Genomic DNA, 15,257 nt, shown 5'->3' with positions numbered 1-15,257 from the left:
AATAAAAAAGAGGTAAGTATGAAGAAGAAACAGTATATGATGATGGCTGCATTCTTATGTACTACAACAATGGCTATGGCTGCACCAGTTAGTATAAATACTAATCAGCCTTATAATGCTAAGAATGTACAAATGGACGGTCATGCACCATTGGAAACTAGCGCATCTGTAATTAGCTCTGATAAAGAATATCATCTGCGCCAAGGAGATGAACTAAATATTCAAGTGGTTCAGCAGGCAGAGCTTGGTACGCGTAATGGTAACGACATTGTGTATACCGTCAGACCAGATGGATATGTATCGTTCCCTATGGTTGGTGCCGTAAAAGCAGATGGCTTAACTGTAGATGAATTTACAGCTGAGTTACAGCAAGGTTTGTCTCGTTATATCATTAATCCTGATATCACAGTAAATGTATCGAAATTGGGCGGCGTTCGCGTATATGTATTTGGTGAAATTAATAAGCCTGGCGCCTATACGTTGACTAAATCTAGTACAGTTATTGATGCCATTGGGGCTGCAGGTAGTTTTAACTGGGATACAGCAAAGAAAAAAATTTATTTGATTCATCAAGACAATCCAGAGAAACCGATTCCTATCAATTTAAATCGTATTTTACAAACTGGAGATATGTCTGAAAACTACATCATGCGTGAAGGTGATATTCTTTACTTAACTAAGAATAGTCGTATCAACTTTGCTCGTGATATTGCTCCAATCTTAACAGGGGCTTACATGGTATCACGAATAGGTAAGGATTAAAGATAAGGCGATATCTATCATATAAGGGGGCGTTTTTTTGCGTTCATATTTATTACCATCTATATTGTTTATTACAGATATTGTGACGATTGTAATCGTTGCTTTTATCAGTCTTTTTATTCGATTTGATGGACATATAGAACCTCAATATATTAGTCAAATGGTGGATGCACTTCCGTTATTACTTATTTCGTATATGTTGATGTTCTTGATAATGCATTTATATACACGTATTTGGCGCTATGCAGGGATGCGAGAGGTATTAGCAGTATTTGTAGCGACTACAATTGGTACGGCTTTATTCTATTCCTCTATGTTTGTATTTGGTAAGTCATTACCACGTTCTGTCTATTTTATTACATGGTTCCTCACTACAGGTGCTGTTGGTATGGGGCGTATGTTGCTTCATTATGTGGCACTTCACTATAGCCGTGGGGACGATGGTGAAAGTGGCCAAGTAAATACATTAATCATAGGAGCTGGTGATGCAGGTGCAACTATAGCTCGTGAAATTGAACGATATCATAAGCGTTCTCGTCGAGTGATTGGTTATGTTGATGATGACATGTTTAAACATAATCGTCTTATGAATGGTTTTAGAATTCTTGGTAATCGTGAAGATATTCCAGCATTAGTTGCTAAGTATAAGGTAGAAGAAATTATTATTGCCATGCCTTCCGTGAAGAGAGATATTATTCAGGAAATCATGGAAATCTGTTCTCCTTTAAAATGTAAAATCAATATTTTACCGGGGATGTATCAATTACTTGATGATGAAGTTCTTGTATCTCATTTACATCCTGTTTCAATCGAGGACTTGTTGGAGCGTGATGAGATTCAGCTTGATACGTCTAAGGTTGAAACATATCTTAAGGATAAAGTGGTTTTAGTTACTGGTGCGGGGGGCTCTATTGGTTCTGAAATTTGTCGTCAAGTTTTACGTGTAAAACCTAAAAAGCTATTGCTCCTTGGTCATGGTGAAAATAGTATTTATCTTATTCATCAAGAATTACGTAGTATTGCGCCTGAAGGTACCTTGGTTCCAATCATTGCAGATATTCGTGATAAGAATCAACTAGAGCAAATTTTTAAAAACTATAATCCTGATGTAGTATTTCATGCGGCAGCTCATAAACATGTGCCGCTTATGGAAATCCAGCCAATTGCTGCGGTATTAAATAATATTTATGGTACTCGTAATGTTGCGGATGTAGCCGGAGCTCATGGAGTAGATCGATTTGTTATGATTTCCACGGATAAAGCGGTGAATCCAACCAGCGTTATGGGCGCTACAAAACGGGTTGCTGAAAAAGTTGTGCTTGGTATGAATCACACATATGATACTAAGTTTATAACAGTTCGTTTTGGTAATGTACTTGGTAGCCGTGGTTCGGTTATTCCTTTATTTCGTAAACAAATTGAAGCAGGTGGCCCTGTAACCGTTACAGATCCAGAAATGACACGTTATTTCATGACTATTCCTGAAGCCAGTCAATTAGTACTTCAAGCTGGTGCCATGGGGAATGGAGGCGAAGTGTTTCTTTTAGACATGGGTGAACCGGTTAAAATTGTCGATTTGGCTAAGAATATGATTCGCCTTTCTGGCTTTGAGCCTAATAAGGATATTCGTATTGAATTTACTGGATTACGTCCAGGTGAAAAGTTATACGAAGAATTATTGACTTCCGAAGAAGGTACGAATACTACTACGCATAAGAAAATTTTTGAAGCAGCTCTAGAAGATGTTAATCAAGAATGGCTGAGTCGTGAAATAGAGCGCTTTGATACATGTAAAACCGATATAGATGTAATTAATGTATTGCAGGATATCATTCCTACATATGATCCAAATCATAATGTATAGATTTTGGCTGATACATTTATTACCAGCTATATGTACAGATTTATCTTAATTTTGTCTATATTGTATTTTTCTTGAGAGGGTTAGGTACATATTCTAAGCGGGAGAGACCCTGTTGTTTGTATACTTTTACAGAAAGGGGTATATGGGTGGAACAAATTATTGATTTAAAAGAGGTGGGTAGAGTCCTCATTAAAAAGCGCCGTAAAATTATTAATATTACGGTAGCATGTATGGTTTTAGGTGGTGCGTATGCCTTTCTTGCATCATCTACATATCAATCTACATCGATGTTGCGCATTAAACAAGCTCAAGGTTTGAGCAATTCTGTATTATCTAGTGCTAATGCCTATTCTGATTCTATGTCTCGTCAATTGATGAACACAGATGCAGAAATTTTAAAAAGTCGTAATGTAGTAGAGCCAGTAATTACTGCTATAGAAGATCCTGAAGGTACTGGTAATGCGCCAACATATGAAGATTTTGTTAAAACTCGTATTGAAACTAAACCGTATAAAGAAACCGAGTTATTACAAGTAAGCGTAACTGGTAAGAGTCCTGAGCAAGCACAAGAAGCTAATCAATTACTTATTGATACCTTCTTGAAACGTCTTGCCGAAATTTCTCATGTTGAACAACGAACTACTCGTGAATTCTTACAAAAACGCGTTGTTACTGCGAAATCTGAATTAGAACAAGCAGAAAATAAATTGCAACAATTTCAAATAGATAATAAGGTGTACTCCACCGCTGATCAAATGAAAGGCTTAACAGATAAAATTACTCTTATCGATCGTGAGAAGGCTCAAAATCAACTCGATTTAGAAACGGCACAAGCTGCACTTGGCAGTATCAATGAACAATTAGGTTCTGCTGGTAAAAGTATCGCCGATAGTGCCACGGTTCAAGCCTACAAGGGGCAGTTAGCAGACCTAGAATCTCGTAAAGCTTCTTACATTGGTAAATATACTGATGAACATCCAGCGATGAAAGAGATTAACCAACAAATTGAAGAGGCTAAAAGTGGTTTAAATGCTGAAATCAACGCTATTGCATCTCAACAAGCACCTTCAAGCAACTCTGCACAACAAGGCTTGCTAGCGGATAAATTTAAAAATGAAGCTGCTTTAGCAGTAGCTCAAGGTAAACAATCTACATTAGCTGAGCTAGATAAAGTAAACGAAGAAGCTATGAAGGGCTTACCTGAAAAAGAACGCGGTTATATCCAAGCAAAACGTGATGTAGATGTGGCACAAGATATCTATCAAATGTTATCTACTCGCTTAGAAGAAGCGAAGGTAGCAGAGGTTATGGTACCAAATGAAGTTCAAATCGTTGATCCTCCTACATTGCCAGAAAAGGCGATTGCTCCACGTAAGATTCTTATTCTATTAGGTTCTGCCATTTTAGGCTTCATCTTTGGTTGCCTCTATACATTGGGCCAATTCTTCGGTAATCGCAAAGTTCAATCTGTACAAGAAATTAATGATATTCTTGGCATTCAAAACTTGGGCGTAATTCCAAATCATAACGAAAAAGAATACGAGGAGCCTAGTAATCGTATCGTAGCATTGTTGCGCAAAATGAGAGGTTAATATGATTAGACTAATTTCTAATGAACGTGGTGATACGCCACTTGTGGAAGCATACCGTACATTGCGTAGCAATCTTCAATATGTATGTAACCAACATAAATGTAAACTTATTTGCATTACTGCAGCTACTAGTGGTGAAGGAACTTCTGAAGTGGCAGCTAATACAGCATTAGCTTTATCTAAAAATAATAATAAAGTTCTTCTAGTAGATGGCAATCTACGCAATCCAGCACAACATATAGCCTTTAATGTACAAAATAAAGGTCTTACAAATGCGGTAATGATGGATGAAGATTTGACGATTCATCGTAATGTAGTGCCTCATTTGGATGTGCTTACGGCTGGTGAAGTTGTTGAATATCCATCTGACATTGTAGACTCCAGCAAATTACCTACGATTCTTGAGTATGTACGTGATGAATATGATGTGGTTATCATCGATACACCACCAGTATTGTCTGTTACAGATGCCGTTGTATTGGCTGAAAAATCAGATGGTGTAATACTAGTTGTTAAAAATGAAGTAGCTAGTCCAAAAGATTTGATTGAAGCTAAGAAACGCCTTTCACAAGTGGGCATTCCTCTTTTAGGATCTATCGTGATTGACGCGTAATATAACTGTTTTAATCAACATTCTATGTGATAAATCAAGTGTATCAATATGGTACAGAAAGTATTGAGGTGATGTATATGAAAATTAATTTTTCTCCTCCAGATATTACAGAGTTAGAAATCAATGAAGTCGTTGAAGCCTTAAAAAGTGGGTGGATTACGACAGGTCCTCGTACTAAAGAATTAGAAAAAAAGATAGCTCACCAATTAGGTACACCTAAATCCGTTTGTTTAAACTCTGCTACTGCAGCGCTTGAAATGTCCCTTCGTGTATTGGGAATTGGACCTGGAGACGAAGTCATAACTAGTGCTTACTCATATACAGCTAGTGCGAGTCCTGTAGTTCATGTAGGCGCTACATTAGTACTTGTTGATACACAAAAAGATTCCTATGAAATGGATTACGATGCAGTCGCTCGCGCTATCACACCAAAAACAAAGGCTATCATCCCTGTAGATATTGCGGGTGTGCCTTGTGATTATGAACGTTTGCGATCCATTGTAGAGGAAAAGAAATCTCTCTTTACACCATCTAATGATATTCAAAAAGCATTAGGTCATATTCCTATCGTAGCGGACTGTGCGCATTCTTTTGGTGCTTCTTATAAAGGGGTACCAACAGGTAATGTAGCCGATTTTAGTAGCTTTTCCTTTCATGCAGTAAAAAACTTTACTACTGCTGAAGGTGGTTGTGCTACATGGCGCCATATAGATGGTTATGACGATGAAGCTATCTACAAACAATTCCAATTGTTATCCTTACATGGTCAGGATAAAGATGCGCTTGCTAAAACAAAAGCTGGTGCATGGGAATATGATATCAAGGGTACATATTATAAATGTAATATGACGGATATTATGGCGGCTATTGGTTTAGCTCAATTAGAACGATATCCAAAACTTTTAGCTCGTCGTAAGGAGATTATCGAAGCTTACGATACAGGTTTAAAGGATTTACCTGTTACATTGTTGAGCCATTATACAGATGAGCATGAAAGTAGTGGTCACTTGTATTTAGTCCGTTTAGACGGCCGTGATGCGCAATACCGCAACAAGGTTATTGAAGCTATGGCTGAGGCTGGCATTGCGACGAATGTCCATTATAAGCCAATTCCAATGCATACGGCTTACAAAAACTTAGGCTTTACAATCGATGATTATCCAAATGCTTATGACCAATTTAAAAATGAAATTACATTGCCACTTCATACGCTCCTTACAGATGAAGAAGTGCAATATATCATTGAGCAGTTTAAAAGGATTATTACCGAATGTTAGTAAAAAACTTTCATGATCTACCACAAGAGCTACAGTGTGAAGCGGTTCGTCCCTATTTTGAAATATTAAATCAAAGACGTACAAGCCTTCTTTGTAAAAGCATTTTTGACCGCGTAATGGCAGCGGGAATGCTTATTACATTAAGTCCTATATTCTTGATACTAGCCATCATGATTAAACGAGATAGTGAGGGAGAGGTTTTTTTTCGTCAAACTCGAGTGACACAGTACGGTCGTACCTTTGGCATCTATAAGTTCCGTACTATGGTAAAGAATGCGGAATCTTTAGGTGCACAAGTGACATCACAAAATGATATGCGTGTTACGAAGGTAGGCAATATGCTTCGCAACTGTCGTCTCGATGAATTGCCTCAGCTTATTAATATCCTTTTAGGAGATATGAGCTTTGTCGGTACAAGACCTGAGGTTCCACGTTATGTGGCCGCTTATACAGATGAAATGAAAGCTACCTTATTATTACCCGCTGGTGTTACCAGTGTTGCCAGTATTACTTATAAAGATGAAGATCAACTTTTACAAAATGCTCAGAATGTTGATGAAGTCTATATAAATGAGGTTTTACCGGGTAAGATGGCTTGGAATTTAAAGAGTATTAAGGAGTTTTCTTTTTTACAAGATATAAAAACGATGATTGATACAGTATTAGCTGTATTACGTTGAAAGAGGTCCCTATGAGTACATCTATGACAAAGGAAATACAAGAAAAAGAGCTGAATATATTACTGTACTTTAAAGAGTTCTGTGATACACATAATTTGCGCTTTTATCTTTGTGGCGGTGGTCTCATTGGGGCTATACGTCATAACGGCTTTATCCCTTGGGATGATGATTTAGATCTTTTCATGCCTCGTCCAGATTATGAAAAGTTAGCTGAATTATGGCCAAAATATGCTGATACTGAACGATTTACGTATTGTCGTACCGATCGCAATCACATCTATCATGATGCAGGAGCATCTATTAGAGATAATCATACGACCTTTATCAATCGTCATAGTATGCATGAAGATGTTTGTCATGGTTTGGCACTTGAAATTATGCCTATCGATGGCTGTGCACCCGGCAAAATTAGTCGTGCATTGCAGTTGATGTGGGCCATGACTTTTGCACTCTTTAATGCACAGCGTTTACCAGATAATAAAGGGCCTACATATCGTGCTTTAGCTGGTTATATTTATAAGATTTTTTCCAGTCAATCTATACGCTATCATATTTGGCGATTTGCAGAAAAGAGAATGACTCAATACGACTTTGATACGAGTGATGAGTGTACGGAGTTAATCGGTAGCTTAAAAGGTATGAAGCTACGTCATCCTAGAGAGGACTTTGCTTCTGTTGTATATAAAGACTTTGAAGGTCATCAAATACCTGTTATGAAAGGGTATGAGAGATATTTGCATCTCATTTGGGGCGACTATATGCAATTACCACCTGTAGAGCAACGTGTAGCAAAACATGATGCAGTATTTGCTGATTTACACACACCTTACAAGGAGTATAAAGGCATACATTATGCTAAGAAAGAAGCTCAACCATAAGGAGGGCCTATGAAACGAATAGCAGTAATCTTTGCGGGTGGCGTAGGTGCTCGTATGAAAAACAGTAAGACGCCAAAACAATTTTTAGAATGGAACGGTAGACCGATTTTGATTCAAACCTTAGATGTATTTGAACAAACGGAGACTATTGATGGGATTGTTCTTGCCTGTAAAGCAGAATGGATTGATCATACAAAGCAACTCATAGAAAAGGCGGGGTTACATAAGGTATTATCCATTGTGCCTGGTGGTGAAAGTGCTTTGGAATCCCAATATAATGGGTTAGTAGAGGCTAAGCGTTTATTTCCTGATGACGCGGTGACTGTATTGATTCATGATGGGGTTCGTCCACTTGTAGATAATTCTACTATAGAGAGAAACATTGAATCTGTAGAATCAAAGGGTTCTGCCATTACTGTTACTCCAGCTATCGAAACGGTTATGGTTACCCAAAATGGTTCTATTAAGCACATTTTAAATCGCAATGAATGTCTTATGGCTAAAGCTCCACAGAGTTTTAGATTAGATGATATTATATCAGTTCATAATCGTGCAAAAGATGAGGGTATTCATGACTTTATTGATTCCGCATCGATGATGATGCACTATGGTTATACTTTATACCCTGTGTTAGGGGAAACTGAAAATATAAAAATTACAACTCCATCTGATTATTATATGTTCACAGGGATTATTAAAAATCGTGAGCTAGGAGGATTAAAAGATGAGTAATTCCGTTATTCAACGCGAGTTAACGGCTTTAGTACATGAAAAAGATTACTTTCATTTCCTCCGTCATCAACGCATTCTTATAACAGGTGCAACGGGGCTTATTGGATCGATGTTTATAAAATTACTTATACTTGCCAATGAGGTCCATGACCTGGATTTAAGAGTGATTGGTCATGTGCGAAGCCATGAAAAGGCAAAAACCATTCTTGGTGAGTATTTAGATAATAAGTCGTTAGTTCTAGTGGATGGTTCATTAGAATCTATTGATGTGCCATGTGATTATATTTTGCATGGAGCCGCACCAACACAGTCTAAGTTTTTTGTAGAACATCCTGTAGAAACTATCCGTACCTCTTTTTATGGTACGGAGGCCATGCTTGAGTTAGGTCGCCGTCAAAAGGTAAAGAAACTAGTTTACTTATCCAGTATGGAGCAATATGGGGTACCGTATGAATCTGGCCAAGTTATGACAGAGGAAAGATTAGGCTATTTGGATCACCTAAATGTTCGTAGTTCTTATTCCGAAAGCAAAAGACTTTGTGAATGTTATTGTAAGTCCTATGCTGTGGAATATGGCGTTCCTGCTGTAATAGCTAGACTAGCTCAAACCTTTGGTCCAGGTGTTCCAGTAGCTGATAATCGCGTTTTTATGCAGTTTACTAAGAGTGCTATTAAAAAAGAAGCTATTGTACTTCATACAAAGGGTGATTCTATGTCGAATTATTGCTATATTACCGATGCCTTAACTGGGCTTTTAACTCTTTTAAAAGAGGGACTACATGGTGAAGCATATAATGTTTGTCATGATGAGGAGACGCGTTCTATTGCAAGCATTGCTCATTTAGTGGCAACTCATGTTAGCAATGATAAGAGTGAAGTCATCTTTGATATTCCAAAAGATGTACAAGGGCTCGGCTATGCACCGACAGTGCATATGTTCTTAAGTTCTAAGAAGTTAAAGTCTTTAGGTTGGCAACCTAAGGTATCAATGGCACAAGCCTATGTAAGACTGGCAGAATATATCCAAGAGGAAGGCTTATGAAAAAGGAAATAATAATTGTCACCATCTCCCTTGGTAATGATGGGGCTGAACGAATCTTAACAGAGTTGGCTCGTCAGTGGGTACATGATGGTCATCATATTACAGTTATCCAAACAAGCCCTAATCGATATGGTAATGAATATGCGTTAGAGGAAGGTATTGAACAAATCGAAATTCATACTACAAGCTCTAATAAAGTCATTCGCTTTATGCAAGAAATAAAAGAACTAATCAAAATCTTAAAGACTAGGCCAAATGCGACATGCTTATCTTTTTTGTCTGCATCGAGTTTTATCTTATCGATTAGTTCTTGGTTTATAAAAAATCGCATTGTTTTTTCTGAACGCAATAACCCGCGTATGGTACCTATTGGGTGGCATCAACAAGCGTTGCGCAATTTTGCTTTTCGATTTGCAGATGCACTAGTATTTCAGACGGAAGATGCTCGTTCTTATTTTCCAAAATCTGTCCAAAATCGCGGTGTTATTATCCCCAATCCTATTAATGGTAAATTGCCGCCACCTATAGAAGGAGAACGAGAAAAGACAATCGTTACAGCTTGTCGTTTGCATCCGCAAAAGAATTTGCCTATGATGATTAAAGCCTTTAGTATGTTGGCAGATGAGTTTCCAGAATATAAACTTGTCATTTATGGTCAAGGTGTATTAGAGGATGAACTACGAGCTCAAATTAAGTCTCTTAATTTAGAGAATCGCGTTTTATTGCCTGGATTTGCTAGCAATATTTTAGAAAAGGTAGCCCCTTGTTCCATGTTTGTATCATCTTCTGATTTTGAAGGCATTTCAAATTCTATGTTGGAAGCATTGGGCATGGGTCTGCCGGCAGTAGTTACAGACTGTCCTGTAGGCGGTGCTCGTATGGTAATTAAAAGTGGAGAGAATGGTATCCTTGTGCCTGTAGGTGATACGCAGGCTATGTATGAAGCTATGCGCAGTATATTAAAAGATCCTGCACTAGCGGCTAAACTTTCACAGAATGCCATCAAAGTACGCGATGAATTTCCATTATGGAAAATCGCAAAACGTTGGTTAGAAGTTTTATGAGTTGTAAGGAGGAGAACCATTGAAGTTAAATATTACGGCTCTTGCTGATCGCATGATATGGTTCATAACTCTAATCTTTTTAGTGTTGTCGTTGACCATTTCCTTTGCCCTTGGCGAAGCGAACTATGGTGCGTATGTATTATTTGTATGCTTATTTGGCCTCATCATTTTTTATCTTATACGAGAACAGGGTGTTATAAAACTGCGGTTTAATTGGATGCATGCTTATATGTTAATTTTTATTGGTGCTTGTTATCTAAGTGCGATTAATGCCACAGATGTTTCCGTAGCTATGAGCCGAAGTTTTGATATGGTCAAGATATTCTTTATGCTCATCATTTTATACATGTGTTATCAAGATAAGAAATCGGTGGATACATTATTAAAGATTGGCATGTGGACAGGCTATATAGTTTGTTTCTATACTGTTTATTTCTACGGTTTAGATTATTTTATTACTGTTTTATCATCCTCAGCACGTATTGCTAATGATGCATTGAATGCGAATACGGTAGGGCTATTGGGTGCCAATGCTATTGTTATGACCTTGTATTATATGCTATACGATCGTCCTCGTTGGTGGCATATTATTGCATTACCAACACTTGGTATTTTAGCGGCTACAGGTAGTCGTAAGGCCTTAGTTTTTGTCGGTGTTGGTACAGTATTACTCTTTATTTTTAAAAGTTTTCGTAGTGCTAATGCGGTCAATTCTATTGTAAAAGTTATTGGTTCCTTATTAGGTCTTACCATTATAGGTATTGCGGTATTGCAATTGCCGATGTTCTCTGAAGTATTAGACCGAATGTCTAACATGGTAGAAGCCTTTACAGGCACAGGGGGGGACTCATCCACTATTATTCGGTTAGCTTTGGTAGATATTGGATGGGACTTATTTTATCAATCTCCCATAACTGGTGTAGGTATCAATAATCCATCTGTATATACTTTTTTCGTGTATGGCAAAGATAATTACTACTTGCATAACAATTATATTGAGTTATTAGCTGGCACGGGTGTCATTGGTTTACTAGCCTATTATTCAATGTATCTCTATGTGGCTTATAATTTAATTCGCTATCGTGATATCCATAGTAATGAATATATAATGGTACTCATTCTATTCCTTTCACAGATTGTTATGGATATGGGTATGGTTTCTTATGAAAGTAAGAGCACTTATTTTTATATGATGTTGTTTTATTTAGAAGTGCAACTGCTTCGGAAAGGACGAAAACATGAAGTTCAGAAAATTGTGTAATGTTGGCATGTCCTTTCTAACAAAACCTTACTATCGTACGAGGGTATTAATTAAATCGGGTTATTATGACTCTTTGTCTGATGAAGACTTTTTGAAGAAGGTATTTCCTAAGTATATGGGATACCCTTTAGATCTAGAAAATCCAAAAACTTTCAGCGAAAAGTTACAATGGCTTAAGGTTAATTTTAGAGACCCAATACAAACAGTGATGGTTGATAAACATGAAGCTAAACATTTTATTGCTCAACGTGTAGGTAATCAGTATATAATACCTACGATTTCCGTATGGAACTCTGTAGATGATATTGATCTTGATAGATTGCCTAATCAATTCGTTTTGAAATGTACACATGATAGTGGAGGCATCGTTATTTGTAAAGATAAATCAACACTTGATTGGGAAGCAGCAAAAGCTAAATTAAGAACATTCTTAAAACGGGATTATTCACGTATTGCTAGAGAGTGGCCTTATAAGAATGTTCCTCGACGTATTATCGGAGAGGAATATTTGTCGGAGTTAGGTAGCAATGACATATTAGATTATAAGATGTATTGCTTTCATGGTGAACCAAAGTTAACAGTAGTATGTTCTAATCGTTTTTCTAAAACAGGAACGCGTATGAACTTCTATGATATCGATTGGAATCCTATGGGAATTCATTTTGGACATTATCCACCGTTACCTACAAAGTTTCCAAAGCCAGACACATATGGTGAAATGCAACAGGTTGCGATGGAGCTTAGCAAAGGGTGTCCATTTTTGCGTGTTGATTTTTATGAAATTAAAGGGCATCTATTTATTGGAGAATTAACATTTTTTCCTGGTGCTGGATTTGAAAGATTTCGTCCTATGTCAAAGGATTATGAATTAGGAGAGTGGTTACATCTTGAGAATGTACATCGGGGCTGATTTAGTTCCTACGGATATTAATAAAACATTATTTGAAAACGGTAATGGAGAAGCTTTTGTAGGAAAAGAGCTTTATGAAATTTTGAAGCAATCGGATTTAAATGTTTTCAATTTAGAGGTTCCTCTTACTGATATAGAGACACCCATCGTAAAATTTGGTAATAATTTAATTGCGCCTACAAAAACAATTAATGGATATAAGGTGTTAGAGCCGTTATTTTTAACACTGGCTAATAACCACTCCTTAGATCAAGGGGTGGAAGGGTTGACGACAACATTAAATTTGTTGAAGCAGCATAAGATTGCTCATGCTGGAGCTGGAGCTAATTTGAAAGAGGCTAAGAAGCCATTTATCTTTGAAAAAGATGATATACGTATTGGATTCTATCTTTGTACAGAGAATGAGTTTACTATGGCTACTTGTCATACAATGGGGGCTAATCCTTTTGATGTGCTAGAAAGCTTTGACGAAGTGAAAGTTTTAAAGGCACAATGCGACTATGTCATCGTTCTATATCACGGCGGCAAGGAATTCTATCGCTATCCATCTCCTATGCTACAGAGATATTGCCGTAAATTTGTCGATAGTGGAGCGAATCTCGTTATCTGTCAACATAATCATTGTGTAGGGTCTCGTGAAGATTACCAGGGAGGCACTATCATTTATGGACAAGGCAACTTTATCTTTAATTCCGATTTTTTTGTAAACCATCAAGAATTTATTAAAGATTCAATACTAGTTACTGTAGACGTAACTAAGGATGATTTTGTGGTGTCTGAATTGCCTATTCGTAGAACCGATAATGGTACACGATTAGCCACAGAAGTTGAAGCTACAGAAACATTAGAGGCTTATAGAAAACGTAGTGAAGAAATTAAAGACCCTCACTTTGTGACTCAAGCTTATAAGGTCTTTGCTGATACACATGTAAAACGTTATTTGCGTGAGTTTTTAGGTAGATCATTTATTGTACGCGCTATTAATGCTTTATTGGGCCGAAAATTGGTAGAACTTATTTTGGGCAAAACGAGTTATTTAGCAATACAAAATTATTTGGAATGTGAAGCTCATCATGAACTATTCTTGAGAGGCATTAAGAATATCAATAAGAAATAATGGATACTAAAATCGTAGCTGCTGCTAAATGGTCTGTTATTACAGAGGTTTTGGCAAAGCTTATTACACCACTGACAAATATAATATTGGCCCATATGTTAGCACCGACCGCATTCGGCATATTGGCGACGATTATGATGGTTATATCTTTTGCGGAAATGCTTGCTGATGCGGGTTTTCAAAAATTTCTTGTTCAGCATGAGTTTGAAAGTGCCCAAGATAAGCAAGAGGCTACAGATGTGGCATTTATTGCCAACCTAGTGTTTTCTCTAGTTTTATGGAGCGCTATCATAATCGGTCGTGATGAATTGGCTGTATTAGTAGGTAATGATGGCTTAGGTATACCTTTAGCCGTGATGGGCGCTATGATTCCTTTATCTGCTTTTAGTAGTGTCCAAATGGCATTGTATCGAAGAGATTTTAATTTCAAGTTTCTTTTAAATATTAGGCTCATAACAATTCTTACACCTATATTGATATCTATACCAATGGCGCTTATGGGGTACGATTATTGGTCTTTAATTGCTGGTATGCTAGGGTCTCAGCTATTTACGGTGTTGGCATTATTAAAGAGTCGGAAGAATCAAATTCATCTGTTTTTTAGTAGCCGCGTCTTTATGAACATGTTTAACTATAGTGCATGGTCTTTAGCTGAAGCATTTTCTATATGGCTCACTGCTTGGGTGGATACATTCATTATTAGCCGTTTTTTAGATGCTTATTATTTGGGTATATATAAGATGCCAATGGCTATTGTTACGACTGTAATGGCTATGGCTACAGCATCTTTGGCTCCTGTATTATTCGCGGCTTTAAGTCGTGTGCAAAATAATCAACAGGCCTTTTCGAATACATTCTTTACATTCCAACGCTATATGGCTCTATTTTTGGTACCTCTAGGTGTAGGCTTATTTGTATTTCAAGACTTTGTTGTCCAGCTTTTACTAGGGCCACAATGGACGTTAGCGGGCATTGTATTAGGTTCATGGGCATTGAGTTCGGCTATTATGACTGTAACAGCTAATTTGATTTCCGAAATATTTCGTGCAAAAGGGATGCCTAATCTATCATTTTGGACTCAAATACTACATCTAGTAGTTTTAATACCAGTTATTTATATTTGTATTCAATATGATTTCAGTACCTTTGTATATGCTCGATCGTTAGTAAGAATGGAAATGCTAGCAGCTTCTATGTTGCTATTAGCTTTATTTGTCAATATGAGTACATTTCGCATAATATCTAATATCAGTGTATATCTCATTACAGCATCTATAGTTGGGTTAATTGCCTATAGTATTTTACATCTCTATGATGCAGTATGGTGGACCGTCGTCTGTATGCTTTTATGTGTTGTATTATATGTGGCCATTTTATACGTCATTCCATCTGAGCGCATAATTATTGCTTCTGGCTATAAAAAAGTCTTAAGTAAAGTAAAACGACATAATTAACAGAACTATGA

Annotated in this window: 14 protein-coding genes; all 14 read left to right on the top strand. The window is 37.1% G+C overall.

Annotation, left to right across the window (positions count from 1 at the left end; translation table 11 throughout):
- The first annotated feature begins 18 nt into the window (after nucleotides 1–18).
- Nucleotides 19–762, top strand: coding sequence for a polysaccharide biosynthesis/export family protein (locus tag KHY58_RS05350; protein ID WP_278472397.1), 744 nt, complete (start codon nucleotides 19–21; stop codon nucleotides 760–762).
- 37 nt (nucleotides 763–799) lie between these two features.
- Complete coding sequence (locus KHY58_RS05345; RefSeq protein WP_278472396.1) at nucleotides 800–2,626, top strand: polysaccharide biosynthesis protein; 1,827 nt, start codon at nucleotides 800–802, stop codon at nucleotides 2,624–2,626.
- A 146-nt stretch (nucleotides 2,627–2,772) separates the two neighbouring features.
- On the top strand, nucleotides 2,773–4,218 hold the full coding sequence (locus KHY58_RS05340; protein ID WP_173014524.1) for a GumC family protein: 1,446 nt from the start codon (nucleotides 2,773–2,775) through the stop codon (nucleotides 4,216–4,218).
- Nucleotide 4,219: 1 nt separating this feature from the next.
- Nucleotides 4,220–4,831: a CpsD/CapB family tyrosine-protein kinase gene (locus tag KHY58_RS05335; protein ID WP_155086287.1), complete on the top strand. Its 612-nt coding sequence runs from the start codon at nucleotides 4,220–4,222 to the stop codon at nucleotides 4,829–4,831.
- Between the two features lie 77 nt (nucleotides 4,832–4,908).
- The gene (locus KHY58_RS05330; protein ID WP_155086286.1) at nucleotides 4,909–6,108 is read left to right on the top strand and encodes a DegT/DnrJ/EryC1/StrS family aminotransferase; all 1,200 of its coding nucleotides are present in this window, start codon (nucleotides 4,909–4,911) and stop codon (nucleotides 6,106–6,108) included.
- On the top strand, nucleotides 6,102–6,788 hold the full coding sequence (locus tag KHY58_RS05325; RefSeq protein ID WP_155086285.1) for a sugar transferase: 687 nt from the start codon (nucleotides 6,102–6,104) through the stop codon (nucleotides 6,786–6,788). Before KHY58_RS05330 ends, KHY58_RS05325 begins: the two co-directional genes overlap by 7 nt.
- 11 nt (nucleotides 6,789–6,799) lie before the next feature.
- The gene (locus KHY58_RS05320) at nucleotides 6,800–7,666 is read left to right on the top strand and encodes a LicD family protein (protein WP_155086284.1); all 867 of its coding nucleotides are present in this window, start codon (nucleotides 6,800–6,802) and stop codon (nucleotides 7,664–7,666) included.
- 9 nt (nucleotides 7,667–7,675) lie between these two features.
- Nucleotides 7,676–8,398, top strand: a complete 723-nt coding sequence (locus tag KHY58_RS05315; protein ID WP_155086283.1) for an IspD/TarI family cytidylyltransferase — start codon at nucleotides 7,676–7,678, stop codon at nucleotides 8,396–8,398.
- Nucleotides 8,391–9,440: an NAD-dependent epimerase/dehydratase family protein gene (locus KHY58_RS05310; RefSeq protein ID WP_278472388.1), complete on the top strand. Its 1,050-nt coding sequence runs from the start codon at nucleotides 8,391–8,393 to the stop codon at nucleotides 9,438–9,440. The genes KHY58_RS05315 and KHY58_RS05310 overlap by 8 nt, the downstream gene beginning before the upstream one ends.
- Nucleotides 9,437–10,504, top strand: a complete 1,068-nt coding sequence (locus KHY58_RS05305; protein WP_205112299.1) for a glycosyltransferase — start codon at nucleotides 9,437–9,439, stop codon at nucleotides 10,502–10,504. The genes KHY58_RS05310 and KHY58_RS05305 overlap by 4 nt, the downstream gene beginning before the upstream one ends.
- 19 nt (nucleotides 10,505–10,523) lie before the next feature.
- On the top strand, nucleotides 10,524–11,765 hold the full coding sequence (locus KHY58_RS05300) for an O-antigen ligase family protein (protein WP_004693397.1): 1,242 nt from the start codon (nucleotides 10,524–10,526) through the stop codon (nucleotides 11,763–11,765).
- The gene (locus KHY58_RS05295; protein ID WP_205112300.1) at nucleotides 11,743–12,675 is read left to right on the top strand and encodes an ATP-grasp fold amidoligase family protein; all 933 of its coding nucleotides are present in this window, start codon (nucleotides 11,743–11,745) and stop codon (nucleotides 12,673–12,675) included. The genes KHY58_RS05300 and KHY58_RS05295 overlap by 23 nt, the downstream gene beginning before the upstream one ends.
- Nucleotides 12,659–13,792 (top strand): CapA family protein, encoded by a 1,134-nt coding sequence (locus tag KHY58_RS05290; protein ID WP_227037153.1) that lies wholly within the window; start codon nucleotides 12,659–12,661, stop codon nucleotides 13,790–13,792. Before KHY58_RS05295 ends, KHY58_RS05290 begins: the two co-directional genes overlap by 17 nt.
- Nucleotides 13,792–15,246 carry a lipopolysaccharide biosynthesis protein gene (locus KHY58_RS05285; protein ID WP_278472381.1) on the top strand — a complete coding sequence of 485 codons (1,455 nt, stop codon included), beginning with the start codon at nucleotides 13,792–13,794 and terminating at the stop codon, nucleotides 15,244–15,246. The genes KHY58_RS05290 and KHY58_RS05285 overlap by 1 nt, the downstream gene beginning before the upstream one ends.
- Nucleotides 15,247–15,257 lie beyond the last annotated feature (11 nt).

Origin of the sequence: Veillonella parvula (assembly GCF_018366295.1) — a bacterium.
Lineage (GTDB): Bacteria > Bacillota > Negativicutes > Veillonellales > Veillonellaceae > Veillonella > Veillonella parvula_P.
This window is presented reverse-complemented; position numbering and strand designations above follow the sequence as displayed.

Bases quoted from the DNA above. Each gene is read 5' to 3' on its own strand.
- KHY58_RS05285 (WP_278472381.1), top strand. From the start codon at position 13,792: ATGGATACTAAAATCGTAGCTGCTGCTAAATGGTCTGTTATTACAGAG.
- KHY58_RS05320 (WP_155086284.1), top strand. From the start codon at position 6,800: ATGAGTACATCTATGACAAAGGAAATACAAGAAAAAGAGCTGAATATA.
- KHY58_RS05325 (WP_155086285.1), top strand. From the start codon at position 6,102: ATGTTAGTAAAAAACTTTCATGATCTACCACAAGAGCTACAGTGTGAA.
- KHY58_RS05330 (WP_155086286.1), top strand. From the start codon at position 4,909: ATGAAAATTAATTTTTCTCCTCCAGATATTACAGAGTTAGAAATCAAT.
- KHY58_RS05350 (WP_278472397.1), top strand. From the start codon at position 19: ATGAAGAAGAAACAGTATATGATGATGGCTGCATTCTTATGTACTACA.
- KHY58_RS05305 (WP_205112299.1), top strand. From the start codon at position 9,437: ATGAAAAAGGAAATAATAATTGTCACCATCTCCCTTGGTAATGATGGG.
- KHY58_RS05290 (WP_227037153.1), top strand. From the start codon at position 12,659: ATGTACATCGGGGCTGATTTAGTTCCTACGGATATTAATAAAACATTA.
- KHY58_RS05315 (WP_155086283.1), top strand. From the start codon at position 7,676: ATGAAACGAATAGCAGTAATCTTTGCGGGTGGCGTAGGTGCTCGTATG.
- KHY58_RS05310 (WP_278472388.1), top strand. From the start codon at position 8,391: ATGAGTAATTCCGTTATTCAACGCGAGTTAACGGCTTTAGTACATGAA.
- KHY58_RS05295 (WP_205112300.1), top strand. From the start codon at position 11,743: ATGAAGTTCAGAAAATTGTGTAATGTTGGCATGTCCTTTCTAACAAAA.
- KHY58_RS05335 (WP_155086287.1), top strand. From the start codon at position 4,220: ATGATTAGACTAATTTCTAATGAACGTGGTGATACGCCACTTGTGGAA.